Genomic DNA, 19,730 nt, shown 5'->3' with positions numbered 1-19,730 from the left:
GCCTCTAGTCAATAAATTCATATCGCATACTTTCTCTATTTCTCAATATAATATGCTTACTACTTAACTCACCTCTTTGTGGGAAATCTGACCTGTAATGTGCTCCAACGCTTCCTTCTCTAAGCAAAGCTGCTTTGATAATAAGATGTGCTACTGTAAGCATATTTTTGAGTTCCAGTTCACGCCGCATAAGAAAATGCTCTTTCAGAATAAATGACCATCCTTCTATTTTTTTTTGTGCTTCAGTAAGTGATTTTTTACATCGAATAATACCCACTCTCTTCCACATAAGCTTTCTTAAAGAATGCCGTATCTCTTCTGTATCTAAATTCATATTCCGTATTATAGTTTTCTGATATTTTTCTAAAAGCTTATTATTGCATGCCCTTTCTTTCAAATTTTGTTCTTTATGCTTCAAACCATAGTAAGCTGCTGTCTTACCGGTTCTTGCCCCAAATACAAGTCCTTCAAGCAGACTATTTGAGGCAAGTCTATTCGCTCCATGCACACCTGTACATGCAACTTCACCTGCTGCATATAAACCTTTTATATTAGTAGCACCTGTTATATCTGTTTTAACGCCCCCCATGATGTAGTGTGCAGCAGGAGATACAGGAATAAGTTCTTTTGTAATATCAACGTCATATTGTAGACAGGTTGAATAAATTCTCGGAAATCTCTTCTTAATAAAAATACTGTCAAGATGTGTCATATCCAGAAATACATGATTGCTATTTGTCCTTACCATTTGTGAAATGATAGCCCTCGAAACGATGTCTCGCGGTGCGAGTTCTGCATCAGGGTGATATTCTTTCATAAAAGGTTCTTTGTGAATATTCCTTAAAATTGCACCTTCACCTCTCATCGCCTCACTCAATAAAAATTGTGGTGCTGATGGAGCAAAAAGGACAGTGGGATGAAATTGTATGAATTCCATATCTTCAAGGATAGCACCTGCCCTGTAAGCAATAGCCATCCCATCACCTGTGGATACAGCCGGATTGGTTGTCCGTGAAAAAATCTGACCAGCTCCTCCAGTAGCAAGTATTGTAGCTTTTGCGAATAAGGCTGCTTGTTCGCCTCCCTGAAAAACTATTGCACCCAGGCACTCACCATCATCAATAATAAGGTCTTCTGTAAAAGCAAAAGGATATTTCTTCACAGACGAAAATGTACGAACCTTATTTAACAACACACGCTCAAGTTCCTTTCCTGTCGAATCTCCATGAGCATGCAGTATCCTTTTGCGCGAATGAGCTGCCTCGATTGTAAAATCCAGTTTTGTCCCCTCTTTATCAAATTCTGCCCCCCATGATATGAGTTCAAGGATTCTTTCCGGTCCTTCCTCAACAAGTATCCTTACAGCATTTTCCCTGCAAAGTCCATCTCCTGCTTTCAATGTATCATCAAAATGAATTCCAACCTCATCCTCATCACTAAGAGCAACAGCGATTCCACCCTGAGCGTATTCGGTACTACTTTCGGCTGGCCTTTCTTTTGTTACAACAATAACCTTTCCATAAGGTGCAAGCTCTATAGCAGCCCTTAGTCCTGCAACACCACTACCAATAATGAGGAAATCGGTTATTTCTTTACGCATTCTTTAAAAATATAATGCCTCATCTTAACACAAATAATAACTATATTCTATATCCTGAAAACAGGATAAATCTCGTAATAACCTGCTCATATATAAGTATACTCATGATATCATTCCTGCAAAAACAAAAATGCATATCTGCCTTCACACAGAATTATTCTTGACATGTATTAAAATTGATATAATATGACCTGAATAGACAATAAATTTTCAAACAATACCTCAAAGGAGGGGTCATCTATGTCTAAAGTATATTTTTCTTCAGCAAGAGCAATGAAATGGAAATATGACGACAGTATGCCGGGAAAACTCGAACAACTTCTGAATAAATTTGATCTCTCAAAATATTTTGAACCAAAGGAATGGGTTGCTGTAAAAACACATTTTGGCTCTGAAGGTGCTCATCGTATAGTACGTCCAATGCTATTAAGAAAGGTTGTTGATGCACTAAAAAGCATTGGTACAAAACCTTTTGTAACAGACACCGTCAGAATTAAAGGGCTTGATTATCTCGAGGTAGCTAATCAAAACGGGATAAACCATCTTTCAGTAGGAGCTCCAGTTATACTTGCTGATGGGATTTACGGGAATGATAATATAATGCTAAAAGCAGGAGGGATTCTTGATGAAATTGCTGTTGCAAGTGCTATTTACGACGCCTCCGGGATGGTTGTCTGCTCTCATTTTAAAGGCCATATACAAGCAGGTTATGGAGGTGCAATTAAAAATGTTGCAATGGGGGGAGTAAGTTCAAAACACAGGGAATGTGGCTGGAAATGTGGCAGAGGTGCAATGCACACTATAGGAGAAGGCAAGTTAATCTGGCACAAAGACAGATGCGAACTCTGCTATCAATGTCAGGAAATATGCCCTCTTGAAAGTATAAAATTCGAAAACGAATTATTCGAATATAAAGCAGAGGATTGCTGGCGGTGTGGAAGATGTATGAGGGTATGTCCATCGGGTGCACTCGAGTTGCCTGGCGATGATGAAAGATTCATGCGTGCACTTGCAGAAGCTGCAAAAACTGTATTGAGCACTTTTAAAGCAAACAAAGTCATCTATATCAATTTTCTCACAGAAATTCAACCAGAATGCGACTGCATGCCAGTTGCAGATGTACCGGTAATGCAGGACCAGGGAATTTTGATATCGGATGATATTGTAGCAATCGAACAGGCAAGCATAGACATATTGCTGAAAGCTCCTCCATTGCCACAGTCAGCATGTGATGAAAAAGAGATTTTCAAAGGTGAGGATATATTATATAGACTCTCTGAAAAACCATACTGGCTTCAGATTGAAGAAGCAGAAAAACTTGGATTGGGAAGTAAAAAATATGAACTAATCGAAATCTAAAAAAATAAATGCTGCTGCCCGTGGGATTTGGACAGCAGCATTAGGGGAGATAACGAGGCATTTAAATAATTTTTACCATTGAAATTAAACCTTTGTCAAGAAAAAAATTTTATAAAAATTTATGTTCTATAAGTAGCATTCACTTTCACATATTCTTCAGATAAATCACATGTGAGAATTTTCGCAAAAGATTTGCCGAGATTAAGATCAATGATTATTTTTAGTTCTTTTTCTTTCAATACATCATTCGCTTTCTGATCTCTACCTGTCGAGATACCTTTATGAGCAACCTTAACTTTTCCTATAAAGATGTCTATCCTATCTTCTTTCACAGCAACCCCTGAATATCCAAGCGCTGCCATAATGCGTCCCCAATTTGCGTCATTACCATAGAGAGCTGTTTTTACAAGATTTGAATTGGCTACAGAAAAAGCGCATTTTTCTGCATCTATTTCACTTCTTGCACCTCTTACTTCTATCTCAATAAGCTTGGTTGAGCCTTCACCATCCTTCACGATTAATTTTGACAATTCGCGTGTAACCTCAAAGAGAGATTCTCTGAAAGAATTATATATGGTTGACTTTGCAGTAATAGGAACATTACCAAGCATACCATTTGCCATAATAAGCAATGTATCATTTGTTGATCTGTCACCATCAACACTGATACGGTTAAATGATCTCTTTACAGATTCCATAATCAGCCTTTCTAAAATATCCTGTCTTACAGCTATATCAGTAAGAACAAAACATAGCATGGTAGCCATTTGTGGATATATCATTCCCGCCCCTTTGCATATACCAACGATACTTCCTGTACCTACCTCTGTCTTAATTGTCTTCTTATATATCTTAGGGAATGTATCAGTAGTCATTATTGCTTCGGCAACATCCTTTAAGTTCGATTTACCAAGATCTCGGACAAGCTCAGAAATCTTAACTCTTATCCTGTCCATTGGCATTGGTAATCCGATAACCCCTGTCGAACATACATATACAAGAGAAGGTTTAATAGAAAGCTCTCGGGCGGTCAAGACCGTCATTTCAACTGCATCACGAAGCCCTTTTTTGCCAGTGCATGCATTTGCATTTCCACTATTTATAATAACAGCCTGCCCACGTCCTGATTTTATTCTCTTCATATCAATCTTTACTGGCGCAGCCTTAATGCAGTTTGTTGTAAATACACCTGCTACTACTGCCTCTTTTTCAGAATAAATAAGTGCAAGATCTTTTCTTCCTGGCTTTTTTATCGCAGCTTCAACTGTAGAGAATAAAAAACCTTTTGGAGACATGCTATTCATCTGAATTTGAAATAATCATGATTATAAATAGATTTTGAATCACGGGAATAATGCAATATTTTCGAGTGCTGTTTTCTCATCAAACCCAAGCATAATATTCATGTTATGCACAGCCTGTCCTGAAGCGCCTTTTACAAGATTATCAATGGCAGTAAGGATTATAAGAGTATTTGTGCCCTCATTCAATTTCAACCCTATTTCACAGAAGTTTGTTCCCTTTACATTTTTAATATTCGGATATACCCCATAATCAAGGACCCTTAAAAACGGCTCGTTTTTATATGTATTTAGATAAATCCTTCTGATTTCTTCTCCTGTTATCTTCTTTGTAAGCGGTGCATATATTGTTGTCAGAATCCCCCTGTCAACAGGAAGGAGATGAGGGGTAAAATTAACGGAAATCTTTTCGTTAGATAGAAAAGATAATTCCTGTTCAATTTCAGGGGTATGTCTGTGAGTACCAACAGCATATGCCTTAAAACCTTCATTTACCTCACAAAATGATACTGAAATATCAGCCTTTCTTCCAGCACCGCTTGTGCCTGATTTTGCATCAATAACAATATATTGAATATTGATCAATTTATGCTTTATCGCTGGCATAAGCCCGAGAATAGCTCCAGTTGGATAGCAACCAGGATTTGCTATAAGTCTTGTCTTTCTAATTTTATTCCGGTAAATTTCGGGGAGACCATAAACAGCTTTTCTCAGGGTCTGTTGGAATTGATGGGGTACTTTATACCATCTTTCATATACAGCAGGGTCTTTTAACCTGTAATCAGCAGATAGGTCTATAATCTTTTTACCTTGCCTGAATAAAAAATCTACCACCTGCTGTGATTCTGCATGTGGTAATGCCAAAAAGAATAACTCAGCTTTATCAGCAATTTTAGAAATGTTTAATGGTTCATATTGAAGACCTGAATAATAATAATAAAGGTTTGGAAAAAGATCAGATACAGATTTTCCAGCAGACCTTTCGGATGTAACTCCTGTGATAGTAACACGGGGGTGATTTATAAGTATACGGAGCAATTCACCCCCGGTATAACCGCTACCACCACATATAAAAACTTTTACCATTCTCCTGTTTATCTCTTGGAGAATTGGAATCTTTTGCGGGCACCTTTCTGGCCGTATTTCTTTCGCTCTTTCTCGCGAGGGTCTCTCGTGAGAAAGCCTTCTTTTTTTAATCGCAGCCGAAGGTCACTGTTCATATCAACAATTGCCCTGGCGATTCCATGCCTCAATGCCCCAGCCTGACCGGAGAGCCCACCACCTGTTACAGTTGCATTTATATCGTATTTGCCAGTAATCCCTGCAATCTCTATTGGTTGACGTATAACCATTCTCAGGGTTTCTCTCGGGAAGTAAATATCAGCAGGCTTATTATTAACAATTATCTGCCCACTTCCGGGTGAGATGGTTACTCTCGCTACCGATGTCTTTCTTCTTCCAGTTGCATAATACTGAATATCAGCCATTTAAAACTCCTTTGTGATAAAAATACACTCTTTTCATACAGATATTATTTCTGGCTTTTGTGCAGAATGTGGATGTTCAGATCCCCTATATACCTTGAGCTTTTTTAGTAAATCTCTTCCAAGCCTGCCTTTTGGAAGCATACCCCAGACAGCATCAGTAATCAATTTTTCAGGGTGCCTGCTTAACAACTCTCTCGCAGTCTCTGACTTCAAACCACCTGGATACCCTGAATGACGATAATAGATTTTCTGATCAAGCTTATTTCCTGTGAGTTTCACTTTATCTGCATTTATAACTATAATAAAATCTCCTGTATCAACATTTGGAGTAAAAATTGGTTTATTTTTACCTCTCAAAAATGTTGCTATCTTTACTGCAAGCCTTCCGAGAACAGCATCTTTGGCATCTATAACATACCATTTGCGTTCAATATCTCCTTTTTTGGCAAAAAGAGTCCTCATCAAATCACCTTCCTTAAATTTTATTAAGATTTATAAAATAATAAACTTAGACTATAATTGTCAACTTTATACCCTGCCCTGTCTACAAAAAAACCTTGTAAGATCTACACCTATTAATTCTGCTGCGGCTTTCCAGCGATCATTTACCGAAACATCAAAGATAATCTTATTATTTGAAGGTGCAACAAGCCAGCTATCTATCATCAACTCATACTCAAGTTGTCCTGGAGACCATCCTGCAAATCCGAGTGTAAAAAGGAAACGTTCTGGTCCTTTGCCTGAAACAATATCAACAAGAATTTCCCGAGCAGTAGTCAAGGCTAAGTTTTTATTGATCGTTATTGATGGATAATATGTTCCTTCAGGCGAATATAAAATATATCCCTGTTCTGGCTTAACAGGACCTCCATAATAGACAGGTATATCTACTATATACTCCTTTATATCAAGACCTCCATGAAGGGGGACGAAACTATTAAGCAAAATGCGATTGATCACGAGTCCGAATGCTCCGTCTTTTGTATGGTCGCAAATAAGCACAACAGTCCGCTCAAAATTAGGATCCTTCAAGCTTGGAATAGCAATGAGAAACATTCCTGTCAGATTTCGGATATCAATCTTTTTCATTACCAAGACTCCTGAGTTTTATCGAGAATATTATACATTCTCTCTAAATTTTTTGATTGAAAGACGTGCAAGTCTGTCACATCTTTCATTTTCTTTGTGTAAATGATGACCTTTTATCCATTTCCACTCTATCTCGTGGATATTCGAAAGACTCAGTAATCTTTCCCAGAGTTCTCTGTTAGCAACATCTTCTTTCTTGCTATTTTTCCATCCATTTTTTTGCCATTTGAATATCCAGGATGTCATCCCCTGGACTATATAATTTGAATCTGTAAATACTTTGACCCTACTCGGCTTTTTTAATGCCTCAAGTCCTTTAATAATTGCAATAAGCTCCATCCGATTATTAGTTGTTAAAGGTTCAGACCCTGATAGCTCCTTTTCTTTACTACCTGATCTCAAGACAATACCATAGCCACCAACACCGGGGTTACCACTACAGGCACCATCTGCAAAAAGCTCAACATAAGGTTTCTTACTATCACACATATTGAGTTATATGATTAATAAATAAAACAATTGTAACATATTATAAACTTTTTATATACGCTCAAAATCAGGGGATAGGCTCAATTTGTGAAACAAAATAACCAGTCTAACTAAACAGTGCCGAAGTCGAAGCTGAAGCCCAACCTAAAATCTGATAAAAACAGTTTCAATTCAAGAAATGCACCAGGATAAAGGTAGTTTATTTTGTGAAGAAATTGGGTCATATCCCTCATTACGAATATTTTTGAAAATAGTGATATTCCCTGAGTTTGAGAAAAAATGAATTCAATTGCTAAAATACATTTCAATGAATATATCCGTCATAATACCAACACTTAATGCAGGAGACGCTATAAAGAATCTCATCACAATGATTCAATCCCAGGATATTACTCCAATAGATATAATTGTAGTCGATTCTTCATCTGATGACCACACTGTTGACATTGCAAAAAGCATGGGAGTTGAAACTATGGTAATTTCAAGAGATGCATTTAATCATGGGAAAACAAGAAATATTGCCGCACTGAGGTCAAAAGGCGATGTGCTAATTTTTATGACACAGGATGCTGTTCCTTTTGATAATAATCTCATAAGAAGATTAACAGCCCCTTTATCACTGCCTGAAGTCGCTGCTTCATATGGAAGACATATACCAAGAGAAGATGCATCGCCTCTGGAAGTATTTTCAAGGAAATTTAATTACCCTGATAAAGGATATATAAAGGGATTTCAGGATATAAAAAAATATGGAATAAAGACATTCTTTTTTAGCAATGTCTGTTCTGCAATTAAAAAAGAGCTCTTCATAAAGACAGGAATGTTTCCTGAAGGAATTAAAACTAATGAGGACATGTTGCTATGTGCTCGTTTAATAATTAATGGTTATAAAATAGCCTATGTTCCTGAGGCTATGGTCATACACTCTCATAATTTTTCGCTTAAACAACAATTCAAGCGTTATTATAATATTGGATTGACACTTAAACAAAACAGATGGATTCTTGAATATGCTGCGGCTGAAAGTGAAGGTATTACACTAATAAAAGAACAGTTCAATTTTATAATTAAAAATCACAAATATAGATGGATCCCGTATATTCTGCTCGAGTCTGTTACTAAATATACAGGATATAAAATGGGCTTCATCTCGGCATGGCGCAAATAATGAACCAGATAAAATATGCTTTCCGATTTCTTTGTCTTGTTATCATCGATCTTACTGCTTTTTATCTTTCTCTCTTTCTGGCATGGCTCTTCAGAGGAAAGATTTCACCACTTTTTTTAGAAAACTTACCTTTCTTTAATTTCTCTTACTCACATTTTGTTTCATTATTGTGGATGCCAGTAGTATTTATCTTTTTCCTATTTTATGAAAAACTATATGATAATAACCTGCCATTTTGGGACGAAGTAAGAAATCTGGTGAAAGCTCTGTCATTAGCGAGTATAACTCTAATGGCTATTGTCACACTGGGTAAAATGTCAGATAGAGTATCGAGGATAGTGTTGTCAGCAATGTGGGGTTTTTCACTTTTTCTATTCCCTATTTTCCGTTTATGGGGAAAGAAAATTCTTTACCATTTCGGGATATGGAGAGAAAAGGTTCTGATTATAGGTGCAGGGAATGCAGGCAGGCTTGTTCTGGAAGGTCTACAGAGAGAAAAACATATGGGCTATGATGTTATAGGATTCCTTGATGATGATGTAAAGAAAATAGGCTCTATGATTAGCAACAAGAAAGTATACGGAAAGGTCTCTGAGTTTTCAAATTTTATAAAGGAAAAAGGAATAGGAACAACTGTAATAGCCATACCATCTCTCTCATCAGAAAAATTGTCAATTCTTACTGCAAATGTCCAGAACAATACACCGAATACAATGCTCATACCTGACTTAAAAGGTGTAGCAATTCTTAATACTGAACTTTTTCACCTTTTCCGAGAAGAGATTTTTCTAATGAATATAAAGAATAATCTAAAATCCGGCGTAAACAGATTTATTAAAAGATTCTTTGACATTAGTGTCTGTATTCTCTCAATACCTGTCCTTCTTCCTCTTATAGTAATAATCAGCATTATTATTAGATTAGAATCAACAGGCTCTGCTATTTATACACATGAGAGAGTTGGCAAAAATGGCAAGACCTTTAAATGTTATAAATTCAGAACTATGTATAAAGATGCTGAAAAAAAACTCGATGAAATCCTGAAAAATAATGATGATGTCCGAAAAGAATGGTTGAATAACTGGAAGTTAAGGGATGATCCGAGAATAACGAGCACAGGACGTTTTTTAAGGAAAACTTCACTTGATGAACTTCCTCAAATATTGAATGTATTAAGAGGAGAGATGAGTCTTGTAGGCCCAAGACCTGTTACCAGAAAAGAGATTGACGAATATTATAAAGATGCAGCAAAACTATGCTTCGGTGTATTGCCTGGTATAACAGGATTATGGCAGGTTTCAGGAAGAACAAATACAGGTTATGATTATAGGGTTAAGCTCGATGGGTGGTATATTATGAATTGGTCTCTATGGCTGGATATCGTAATACTTTTTAAGACCATCAAGGTTGTTGTTAAGGCTGAAGGGGCTTATTAACCCGAATAATGCAGACATTGCTCAAAAATTTCTTTAACTCGATAAATTATCAGATTTATTTTAATTGTTTTATGGATAAAAATATTCGTAAAACCATTAGTTAAAGGTGCACTAAGGTATCGAAAAATAAATTTTTTTACAACATCTGCATTATTCAATTGCATTTTTCGGGTTAACCCGAAATTTTATGATAAGTCTTTCATTATTGGAAATTCATGTAAGGCGTTAGTTATAATTAAGATAATTGGTTTATTATGTTATTAATTCTCAAAGAGCTTTTATTCTCTTATTGCCCAACTCGACCGGGCAATCGAGAGAAAGGTTTCTGGATTATCGGGTTAATCCCGGTCAAGCTGGAGGAAAAAAATAACAACCATTGGAAGAGCGTTCGCTTATGAATAAAACAATTGAATTCATAAAGCCTGATGATCTGCCAAAGGTTCCATTTGTCCTTAATGGCATATCATCGCGTTTTATCAGAGAGAATAAGATTGTCCCTCTGGAACTCAAGAATAATGTTCTTAAGGTCGTAATGGCAAATCCAGAAGATGGCCCTACGATTGATGCACTCAAGGTTGCAACTAAAGCAGAGGTATTGATATATGGCTGTGACAATAAAGCACTGGATGAATATATCTCCAGATTTTATGAGCAGGAATCAAAAAATATCAACAGGATTATTGAAGATATAGGAGAAAGAGGAATTGAATTCCTGAGGGAAGAGGAAGAAGATATAGGCCATTTAAAAGACCTTGCTTCTGAAGCTCCGATCATTAAACTTGTGAATATGATTATAACAAGAGCTGTTGAAAGCAGGGCAAGCGATATTCATATAGAGCCTTTTGAGGATGAGCTTAAGGTGCGATATCGAATAGATGGTGTTCTTCATGATATTGAATCGACACCCAAAAGGCTTCAACCTGCTATAGTTTCGAGGATAAAAATTATGTCTAAACTCAATATAGCTGAAAGAAGACTCCCGCAGGATGGCAGAATAAAACTAAAAGTCGGAGAAAAGGAAATAGACCTCAGGGTATCTACAATACCTGTGTTATACGGTGAAAGTGTTGTTATGAGGATACTACATAAAGAAGGTATCGTTATTGACCTTGACCGTCTGGGTTTTTCGCCTCAAAATCTGCATTCTTTTCAGCAAATCATTAAAAAACCAAATGGCATTTTACTCGTTACAGGTCCAACTGGAAGTGGTAAAACAACAACCCTTTATGGAGCACTGGATAAGATAAATTCTCCTGATAAAAAGATTATTACAGTTGAAGACCCGGTTGAGTATCATCTGAAGGGAATAAATCAGATACAGGTAAAACCCCAGATTGGACTCAATTTTGCAAACACACTAAGGCATATCGTAAGACAAGACCCCGATATTATCATGATAGGTGAAATCAGAGACCTTGAAACAGCAGAAATAGCAATACAATCAGCACTTACAGGACATCTCGTATTTTCAACCCTTCATACAAATGATGCACCGAGTGCAATCACTCGACTCCTCGATATGGGGGTTGAAAACTTTCTCCTTTCATCTACAATCAGGGGGATACTCGCTCAGAGACTGGTAAGAGTCATCTGCCCTTTGTGTAAGGAAATTGATCATTCCGATGCAAAAAAAGAAGAATTAAGGCTTCTTGGTATCGACATACATACTCCGCTTTATCACGGTAAAGGATGTGAAAATTGTTCTTTTACTGGCTTTTATGGAAGGTTGGGAATATTTGAACTTCTCATTATTGATGATGAAATAAGAAAACTTATCCTGAAGAACGCTGATTCCAATCAGATAAGAGATGTAGCAAAAAAGCATGGCATGAAAACACTTTTTGAAGATGGCGCTGAAAAGATAAAAGCTGGCATAACAACACTTAGCGAATTGCTGAGGGTAACACAGGAGGCTTAAATGCCTATTTTCTCATACAGGGCTACCACTCTTGAAGGTGCAATTCAGGAAGGGGTTATCGAAGCAACAGACGAAAAATCTGCTATAGAAAAACTGAAAAATACAGGGTTTATACCACTTAAAATTGCAGCCCCCCATGAAGGCATAAAAGGCATAAAAAGTAGACTCAGCCTAAAATCTACAAAAAGCGACCTTCTGACATTTACTACTGAACTCTCAGCATTGTTAGGCGCTGGGCTACCTCTCGATAGAAGTCTCAATATTTTGGCAGGCATCTCAGAAAGCAGCGAGATGAAAAAAATAATCCAGGCTGTTCTTAAATCAATACGTGAGGGGAGTTCTTTTTCTGATGCCCTTCAGAAACATCCAAAGGTTTTTCCAAGATTATATATTAACATGATACGCGCTGGTGAAGCAGGTGGAGTACTTGATGTGGTTTTAAATAAATTAAATGAATTTCTTGAATCTTCAAAGGAATTAAGAGACCATATATCCTCAGTAATGATATATCCAGCTATTCTTATCGTTACAGGTGGAGCTTCAATTATTATTCTTCTTACCTATGTACTTCCAAAATTTTCTGTCATATTTGAAGAACTGGGAGGTGCATTGCCTTTGCCGACGCAGATACTACTGACTTTCAGTAATACATTAAAGGCTTACTGGTGGATAATCCTGAGTTTCATAATCGGTGGATGGATATTAGTTAAAAATTATATAAAATCTGATGCGGGGAGATATAAATGGGACTCCTTAAAACTAAAGTTAATGGGAGATATTATTAGAAAACTTGAAACAGCGCGGTTCTGCCGCACACTTGGAACTCTCCTGAAAAGCGGGGTGCCACTCCTTCAGGGCTTGAACAATGCAAAGGATGTTATTAATAATCAGGTTATAGCATCTACCATTGATTCTGTCTCTGCAGGAATAAAAGAGGGTAAGGGTATTGCTGTTCCATTATCTCAAGCAAATGTATTTCCACCGCTTGCTCTCTCAATGATAAAGGTAGGAGAAGAAACAGGTCAGCTCGACACCATGCTCATACGGGCTGCTACAACCTATGAAAAAAGTCTTAACGTATCTATAAAAAAATTTGTTACACTGCTTGAACCTGTCATGATACTTTCAATGGGACTGATTATTGGGTTTATTATTATATCAATGTTACTGGCAATCTTTAGCATTACGGAACTACCATTCTAAAAAAAATGTTGAATAAAAAGGGCTTCACTCTACTCGAATTAATAATCGTTCTTTTCCTTATTACTCTTATTCTTGGACTATCAACTATCTTCTTTGCCAATCTTCTCCCTTCGAGTCGATTCAACTCAACAGTCAGGGATGTCACATCTACAATCAGACATGCAAGGACTCTTGCTCAAATTCATGGTAAAAAGCAGATTGTTATATTAGACCTCGACTCTAAAAAGTATGGGATTGAAGGTTATAAAATGAAAGATTTTCCTACAGATATCCAGATTAAAATAATCGACCCTTTAGCTGGAGAAATTTTTGAAGGGAAATACCAACTTATAGTCCATTCAGTAAGCATTGAAGGCGGAACAATTGTTCTGTGGAATAATAAAAAAGCAGTTACCATACAAATGGATCCTATTATCGGTTCAATAGTTATGAAGGCAGAATCATCATGAAGAACTGCAAATCACCCGCGTTACAATTAACAATTCCAGATTTCCTGAGGTTTTCCTCGACAAAAGGGTTTACGCTCCTTGAGATTCTCGTCGCTGTCGCGATACTCGGGATTGCGGTGACTGTTGTATTACAACTCTTCTCAGCAAATCTGAGGGCTATTTCAGCATCTGATGATTATATATCTGCTGTCATAAAAGCAGAGGCAAAAATGAGAGAGATACTCGATACTGAACAAATCTCCGAGCAATCTTATAGTGAGACAACCCACGATGGATACAGAATGGATATCTTCATAACCGATACGCTGAAAGATCGAACTGAAAATCTTAATGTCAGCCTATTACAGATAGATCTGGTAATGAGCTGGGTTAAAGGTTCAAAGGCAAAATCCATTACATTAAGAGCATTGAAAGCAATTGAGAAAAAAGTTGGCGAATAAAAGTTGCAATAAAGGATTCACCATCCTTGAGCTAATTATTTCTATTACGCTTATGGGGATTATAGTGGTAATTCTCATGGGTGCGATGCGGCTTGGATTACGCTCAATAGAATCAGGAGAAAAAAAGACTGAACAACTTGAGAGAATGAGATCCTCAATTAATATTATTGATTACCAGATACAATCACAATTCCCTTTAACTTATACAGATGAAGATGGTAATAAAAGCTATTATTTCCAGGCAGGACAGGATTTCATGCAGTTCGCTACAAATTACTCAATATGGAACGGAGGAAAAGGTTACGTAATCGCCACTTATAAGGTTATACCTGAAGATAATAAAGAGGCACTCTATGTCTCAGAAAATATAATCGGTATAGATGAAATTCGGGATACAAAGCTGTTTGATAATTATGAAAAAATATATTTTGAATATTTTACAAGAGATCTATTAACTGAAGAGGGGAAATGGGTTAACGAATGGACAAATGAAATGAGTTTTCCTGAAAAGGTAAAAATTCATCTTATCAAAGATATGAATGATTTTTCGATGATCTTTCCTATAAGAACAAGGGGCACTATCTTAGAAACTTCTTTAGGTTTTGAAGAGTTCGAAGAGTATAGCGATGAAGATTAATAAAAACATTGCACTAAACATAAATTCACAAAAAGGTATCGCACTCATGATGGTGATCTGGGTTTTAGCCATCCTGATGGTTATAGTATTCTCATTTTCTTTTATGGCAAGAACAGAAACTCTTTCTACCTTATCTTTCAAAAATAGTGTTGAAAAGAAATTTCTTGCTGAGGCAGGTATAGAGAGAGCAATTATGGAAATTTATTATCGGTCTTTATATAAAGACCAGACCATAATACTTGAAGGGACTGAAGTATGGAAAACAGACGGCACACCATATAAAAATCAACTCGGGGAAGGATATTATACTGTAAGTATTATGAATGAGTCAGGTAAAATAGATATAAACAAGGCATCTGATTTACTATTAAGAAACCTTTTTGTCAATTATGGTTTAACTGCTGAGCAAGCTGACAGTCTTGTTGATTGTATTATGGACTGGAAGGATCGGGATGATTTATACAGACTTAATGGAGCTGAAAGTGATTACTACATGTCTTTGCCAAAACCTTATAGAGCAAAAGATGCTCCGTTTGAGACTCTTGAAGAACTTATACTTGTAAAAGGAATGACCTACGATATTCTATATGGAAACCAGGAAAAAAAAGGAATCATTGATTTCCTTACAGTTTATTCCAGATCAAACAAGATTAATATCAATGCAGCTCCGTTTGAGGTTTTGATGGCAATTCCTGGCATGACTCCCGAGATTGCTGATATGATTATAGAATACAGAAAGGGGAACGAGATTAAAAACTTATCGGAGGTCGGGATATCTGCCGATGCTACCTCATTAATGGCACCATATATCAGTATAAGCGGCTCCAATATTTATACAATAAATTCAAAAGGCACAATGGGTGATGAAAAAGAAGGCTATACAGTAAGAGCGACGGTATCCATCTCAGATGAAAAATTATTCACTTATCTGTATTATAAAAGTCCGGTGGAGACATAAAATTAAATAATGAACACAACAGTTGTTATAAAAAAGTTTACAACACTTGCTAACAGTTCATCAACTCTAATAAAGAGAGTATGGAATCCTATCTGGAAAATATTGAGTTTCAGCCCTGCTGACGATTTAATCTATCCTGCAAAAAATATATCTGTTGCTATTGAGAAAGGTTCGATATCTGTTGCCCTTGGCAGAAGATTTCTGTCGAAAATTACACTGAAAGGGTTTAAGGAATATAATTTTGAAGATATGAAATATCCCTTACCTGAAGCACTCACTTCCTCTCTTTCTCTAACAGTAAATGAATTCAATGCAGCAAAGACAGAGGTAACATTATGCATACCCAAAGCATGGGCTGTATTTAAAACTGTAGAATTTCCGATTGCTGTAGCAGAAAACCTTACAGATGTAATTTCTTATGAGATTGACAGGCTTACTCCATTCAACTCAGAAGATGCCTGGTATGATTACAAAATAATCGGTCAGACATCTGAAAAAATAATTCTTCAGTTAGTTGCTGCCAAAGCAGATACCATAAATCCGTATATACAGGCAATCAAAGAAAAAGGTATGAATATCACAAGGCTAACCGTCAGTCTATCAGGTATGGAGACGCTCTGCCGTTATATTGATAAGAACATGGAATCGCTGTTTATAAAAATAAGTGACGATGAATATGAAGGTGCATTATTTTCTAATGTTTCTATTACAGGTATATTTACAGGAAATTTCTCTGAAAAAAATGATGATGCTAAAATAGAAACAATAACATCAGAGATATCTCCTCTAATAGATGTATTAAAAAGTAAAGGGAAAACCCCACAGATAAAAGTTCTTCTAAGCAATAAAAATGCATTAATAAAAGAACTCTTGAAAAGCCGTCTGAATCAACCCATCATTTTTTTTGATGAAACAGCTTTGAAGCTTAAGCTATCTGGAACTGTTAAAGAAACCACTTTCGAAGCTATCGGAAGTATGATCGAATCTCTCTGGCCAAAAGCAAAAGGATTCAATCTAATGCAAAAAGGTTATCATGCAAAAGAAAAGACACCAATAACCCTTTCAGTAATACTTATGCTTGCAATTGCTGGCATGTGGTTTTTCTATATTACTTCACCGCTTAAAATAGAGGAAAAAAGACTTCAGGAAATAGACAAACAGATTTCGCTAAGACGCGATGAAGTTAAAAAGACAGAGGCTCTCAAAAATGATATCGAAAAACTTAGTAAAGAGATTTCCACAATAAATAATTTCAAGCAGAACCGGCCTATGGCACTCAATCTCCTGAAAGAAGTCACAACCATCCTACCTAAAAATACCTGGCTATCCAGAATGAGGATAACAGAAACAGAGGTTAACCTCGAAGGATATGCAACCTCTGCTACAGGACTTCTTTCCAAACTTGAGGCATCTCAATATTTCAAAAAAGCAGAATTTGCATCACCTACATTCAGGGACTCACGAATGAATGCAGACAGATTTAACATAAAGATGGAGATAGAAGGTGCCACAAAATTAGAACCTCAAAAACCAGTTGAAATCATAGGAGAAGAAGATGAAGAAGAATAGGACACTAATTTTGACCATACCGATTATGCTAATACTTATCGGACTTATTTTATACCAGTATGTCTACCTCGGGGTTCAGAAGGAACTAATTTCAATGAAAGAAAGTCAAGCAATAAAAACAAAAACTCTTGAAAAATATATTAATCTCATTGCGGAAAAACCAGGACTCGAGAAAAACCTTGCCTCTCTAAAAGAAATTAGGGATGCTGAGGATGCAAAACTCATCGGAGGCCAGACGCTCTCGCTCGCTGCTGCTAACCTCCAGGAGATGGTAAAAGAAATAGTAATAAGAAATGGCGGAACAATATCGAGTGAGCGTGTTGGCAAACCCGAAGATCTCGACGCTTTTAAAATAATAAGCATCAGCGTAGACACTGTCCTACCTGATACAAGATCATTAAGTGATGTCCTCTATTCAATTGAAACTCAGACACCATCGTTAACTGTAAAAGAACTTGATATCAGGGTGAGAAATTTCAGGGAACCAAGAGAACTGGTAGTAAAACTTGATGTTTCAGCTTTAACGAGTAGCAGATGAAAACAGCAGGATGATAAATTATGAAATTTAAAAAAATAATAAAAAATATCAATTTATTAAACACATTGCTATTTCTTGTCATATTTACATTTGCCCTTTACAGCCTTTACCCTTTGATTAATATAAAAGTCAAATATTCTCTACCTGATGCAAAGAAAAAGGTTGAAGAAGTAGAAGAAGCCACTGTGCAGAATCAAATTCCCTCGATCGCTGAATACATGAATATTCCGGAGGAGAACCTGTTTCATCCAGAAAGGAAGATTCCTGATCTTAAAAAAGAAGAACAACCTCTCCCAAAACCTGAGTTTGTTCTTTATGGGACACTTATAACAAATGACTTAAGCATGGCCTATCTTGAAGACCTGAAGGCACCTTATACTACACCCGGAAGAGGCAAAAGGCAGAGACCACTAAAAAAAGGTGATACAATTAGTGGATTTACTCTTAAAGAGATAGAAGCAGATAAAGTTGTTATGCTAAGGGGCGAGGAGCGACTTGTTATATCCCTGAATGACTTGAAGGCGAGAGTGTCTACTGCGATAACTGAGCCATCAAGGCCGGCTTCCCAAAGTGCACAAACTGTAACACAAGCACCCTTAACCACAGAAGCAGCAAAAGCTCCTGCTACAACTTCAACACCTCCAAAATGGCCACCTCCTTCTGCACGACGCACACCTGCCACAGTTCCTGCTCAACAGGGAACGACTGGACAAACAGATTTTTTGAAACAAGGAGGACCTTCTAATATAAAAAATGTCCCATACAATCCAAAAAGTTCACAACCTAAAGGCCTGCTTGGTATTCAATGATATATTACACTGCATTATTTGGGTTCAGTCTTTTTTAAACAGCGTCATAATCGCCCATTTTATAACAGTAATTTTTCATAAAAAACTCGGGAGTAATCTTTGAGCCCTTGAATCCTCTCACTGAATATGGGATTCCTTGTTCTTCATGATATCCAAGCTGTCTCAAGTCGTTATATATTTTTTCCAGAGGATTCATCCATAACCTGATTTTTTTTAAATTTCTTTGTTTAGCAAAATGCTCTAAAGATGAAAATATTATTGTCTCGTCTTCACTTTTTAATGAGAATGAATCACATAGGAAAAGCTCATCATTTTGTATGAAGAAAATCGCTATAGCATTCAGTTTTCTTCTCAGAAAGCCACTATAGAAAGTCAATATCTCATACTTTTTTGAAGGATTGTCTCTGAAACGCCATGTGATATATTTACTATCCTTAAAGATAGTCAGTGGATACCTTTCTTTACATACATCCCAGAGGGCATCCATCATATCACTTTTAAAAAATTCCCAACCAGGTCTATAACTGATACATTTATCAGTTATGAAATCTTGTTCATCCTTCGCAAGAACAGATATGAATTGATAAGGCATCCATTCAAGTTGTAATTGCATAAGTTTCCCGTGCCTTTCCGATGGGAATCCAAAGATAAATTCCATAGGGTTTGCCTCGTAAAAAGCCTCTGCAATCTTCACAACAATACCTCTCTTTGTAAAAAGCTTTGCACGGTATTTTGGATGTGTCATTACATCACATCCCTGATAGGCATTCAATGTCTTGCCACTAAAATAAAACTGCATCCTGAAACCGCCATAATGCGCTACAATGTCCCCGTTATCCTCTGCAATTACAGATGAACTGCCAAGATAAGAGTTTTTGTATTTCCATAGCCATGCTTCGTGAGAGAGTTCTTTCCCGAAGCATGTTTTGAAAAGCAACCTTATCCCCTCTTCGTCATGTTCTGTTGATGCTCTTATATTAATCATAGGTTAATTTACTTCAGCCTTTCCGTCACATGATATAGTATTTTTGTTCATTCTCGGTCTTCAAACTCCGAGGGATTATGAATATCGGCAAAATAAATCCGCTTAACCCGAATAATGCAGATATTGCTCGAAAATTTCTTTAACTCGATGAATTTATTAAATTATTCAGATTCGTCCAATGAATAAAAATATTCGTAAAACCATTAGTTAAAGGTACACTAAGGTATCGAAAAATAAATTTTCTCACAACATCTGCATTATTCAATTGCATTTTTCGGGTTAAATACTATGTCCT

The 19,730-nt window shown here is 36.6% G+C and carries 20 protein-coding genes; 12 read left to right on the top strand and 8 right to left on the bottom strand.

Annotated features, from left to right (window positions below; all coding sequences use genetic code 11):
• Positions 1 to 4 precede the first annotated feature (4 nt).
• Positions 5 to 1,600: an L-aspartate oxidase gene (gene nadB / locus HXY53_02800; GenBank protein NWF75494.1), complete on the bottom strand. Its 1,596-nt coding sequence runs from the start codon at positions 1,598 to 1,600 to the stop codon at positions 5 to 7.
• Between the two features lie 240 nt (positions 1,601 to 1,840).
• Between nadB and HXY53_02795 the strand changes: the two genes are divergently transcribed.
• Positions 1,841 to 2,959: a DUF362 domain-containing protein gene (locus tag HXY53_02795; protein ID NWF75493.1), complete on the top strand. Its 1,119-nt coding sequence runs from the start codon at positions 1,841 to 1,843 to the stop codon at positions 2,957 to 2,959.
• Positions 2,960 to 3,078: 119 nt separating this feature from the next.
• Here HXY53_02795 and argJ read toward each other — a convergent pair whose 3' ends face one another.
• From argJ to rnhA, 6 genes are all read right to left on the bottom strand, one after another.
• On the bottom strand, positions 3,079 to 4,254 hold the full coding sequence (gene argJ, locus HXY53_02790) for a bifunctional glutamate N-acetyltransferase/amino-acid acetyltransferase ArgJ (GenBank protein NWF75492.1): 1,176 nt from the start codon (positions 4,252 to 4,254) through the stop codon (positions 3,079 to 3,081).
• A gap of 48 nt (positions 4,255 to 4,302) precedes the next feature.
• The gene (locus HXY53_02785) at positions 4,303 to 5,346 is read right to left on the bottom strand and encodes an N-acetyl-gamma-glutamyl-phosphate reductase (GenBank protein NWF75491.1); all 1,044 of its coding nucleotides are present in this window, start codon (positions 5,344 to 5,346) and stop codon (positions 4,303 to 4,305) included.
• 8 nt (positions 5,347 to 5,354) lie between these two features.
• Positions 5,355 to 5,747 (bottom strand): 30S ribosomal protein S9, encoded by a 393-nt coding sequence (gene rpsI, locus HXY53_02780; protein ID NWF75490.1) that lies wholly within the window; start codon positions 5,745 to 5,747, stop codon positions 5,355 to 5,357.
• A gap of 33 nt (positions 5,748 to 5,780) precedes the next feature.
• Complete coding sequence (rplM, locus tag HXY53_02775; GenBank protein ID NWF75489.1) at positions 5,781 to 6,209, bottom strand: 50S ribosomal protein L13; 429 nt, start codon at positions 6,207 to 6,209, stop codon at positions 5,781 to 5,783.
• Between the two features lie 66 nt (positions 6,210 to 6,275).
• Complete coding sequence (locus HXY53_02770) at positions 6,276 to 6,836, bottom strand: YqgE/AlgH family protein (protein NWF75488.1); 561 nt, start codon at positions 6,834 to 6,836, stop codon at positions 6,276 to 6,278.
• 30 nt (positions 6,837 to 6,866) lie between these two features.
• Positions 6,867 to 7,325 (bottom strand): ribonuclease HI, encoded by a 459-nt coding sequence (rnhA, locus tag HXY53_02765; GenBank protein NWF75487.1) that lies wholly within the window; start codon positions 7,323 to 7,325, stop codon positions 6,867 to 6,869.
• 289 nt (positions 7,326 to 7,614) lie between these two features.
• On the opposite strand from rnhA, the gene HXY53_02760 reads away from it, so the two are divergent.
• From HXY53_02760 to HXY53_02710, 11 genes are all read left to right on the top strand, one after another.
• Positions 7,615 to 8,493: a glycosyltransferase gene (locus tag HXY53_02760; GenBank protein ID NWF75486.1), complete on the top strand. Its 879-nt coding sequence runs from the start codon at positions 7,615 to 7,617 to the stop codon at positions 8,491 to 8,493.
• Positions 8,493 to 9,929, top strand: a complete 1,437-nt coding sequence (gene wbaP / locus HXY53_02755; protein ID NWF75485.1) for an undecaprenyl-phosphate galactose phosphotransferase WbaP — start codon at positions 8,493 to 8,495, stop codon at positions 9,927 to 9,929. The genes HXY53_02760 and wbaP overlap by 1 nt, the downstream gene beginning before the upstream one ends.
• Before the next feature lie 394 nt (positions 9,930 to 10,323).
• Positions 10,324 to 11,847, top strand: a complete 1,524-nt coding sequence (gene gspE / locus HXY53_02750; protein ID NWF75484.1) for a type II secretion system ATPase GspE — start codon at positions 10,324 to 10,326, stop codon at positions 11,845 to 11,847.
• Positions 11,848 to 13,050 (top strand): type II secretion system F family protein, encoded by a 1,203-nt coding sequence (locus HXY53_02745; protein ID NWF75483.1) that lies wholly within the window; start codon positions 11,848 to 11,850, stop codon positions 13,048 to 13,050.
• A gap of 5 nt (positions 13,051 to 13,055) precedes the next feature.
• Entirely contained in the window at positions 13,056 to 13,499 is a 444-nt protein-coding gene (locus HXY53_02740; GenBank protein ID NWF75482.1) for a prepilin-type N-terminal cleavage/methylation domain-containing protein, read from the top strand.
• On the top strand, positions 13,496 to 13,939 hold the full coding sequence (locus tag HXY53_02735) for a prepilin-type N-terminal cleavage/methylation domain-containing protein (protein NWF75481.1): 444 nt from the start codon (positions 13,496 to 13,498) through the stop codon (positions 13,937 to 13,939). The genes HXY53_02740 and HXY53_02735 overlap by 4 nt, the downstream gene beginning before the upstream one ends.
• Positions 13,929 to 14,576, top strand: a complete 648-nt coding sequence (locus tag HXY53_02730) for a type II secretion system protein (GenBank protein NWF75480.1) — start codon at positions 13,929 to 13,931, stop codon at positions 14,574 to 14,576. Before HXY53_02735 ends, HXY53_02730 begins: the two co-directional genes overlap by 11 nt.
• Positions 14,566 to 15,534: a general secretion pathway protein GspK gene (locus HXY53_02725; GenBank protein ID NWF75479.1), complete on the top strand. Its 969-nt coding sequence runs from the start codon at positions 14,566 to 14,568 to the stop codon at positions 15,532 to 15,534. Before HXY53_02730 ends, HXY53_02725 begins: the two co-directional genes overlap by 11 nt.
• Before the next feature lie 9 nt (positions 15,535 to 15,543).
• Positions 15,544 to 17,103, top strand: coding sequence for a PilN domain-containing protein (locus HXY53_02720; protein ID NWF75478.1), 1,560 nt, complete (start codon positions 15,544 to 15,546; stop codon positions 17,101 to 17,103).
• Positions 17,090 to 17,641, top strand: coding sequence for a hypothetical protein (locus HXY53_02715; protein NWF75477.1), 552 nt, complete (start codon positions 17,090 to 17,092; stop codon positions 17,639 to 17,641). The genes HXY53_02720 and HXY53_02715 overlap by 14 nt, the downstream gene beginning before the upstream one ends.
• 20 nt (positions 17,642 to 17,661) lie before the next feature.
• On the top strand, positions 17,662 to 18,450 hold the full coding sequence (locus HXY53_02710) for a hypothetical protein (GenBank protein NWF75476.1): 789 nt from the start codon (positions 17,662 to 17,664) through the stop codon (positions 18,448 to 18,450).
• 34 nt (positions 18,451 to 18,484) lie between these two features.
• On the opposite strand, the gene HXY53_02705 is transcribed toward HXY53_02710, so the two are convergent.
• A complete protein-coding gene (locus HXY53_02705; GenBank protein NWF75475.1) occupies positions 18,485 to 19,435 on the bottom strand; it encodes a GNAT family N-acetyltransferase in 951 nt (316 codons plus the stop codon).
• Between the last annotated feature and the right edge of the window lie 295 nt (positions 19,436 to 19,730).

Source organism: Nitrospirota bacterium, assembly GCA_013388455.1.
GTDB lineage: Bacteria > Nitrospirota > Thermodesulfovibrionia > Thermodesulfovibrionales > SM23-35 > JACAFF01.
Note: the sequence above shows the minus strand (reverse complement) of the source record. Positions and strands in the feature narration are given on the sequence as shown.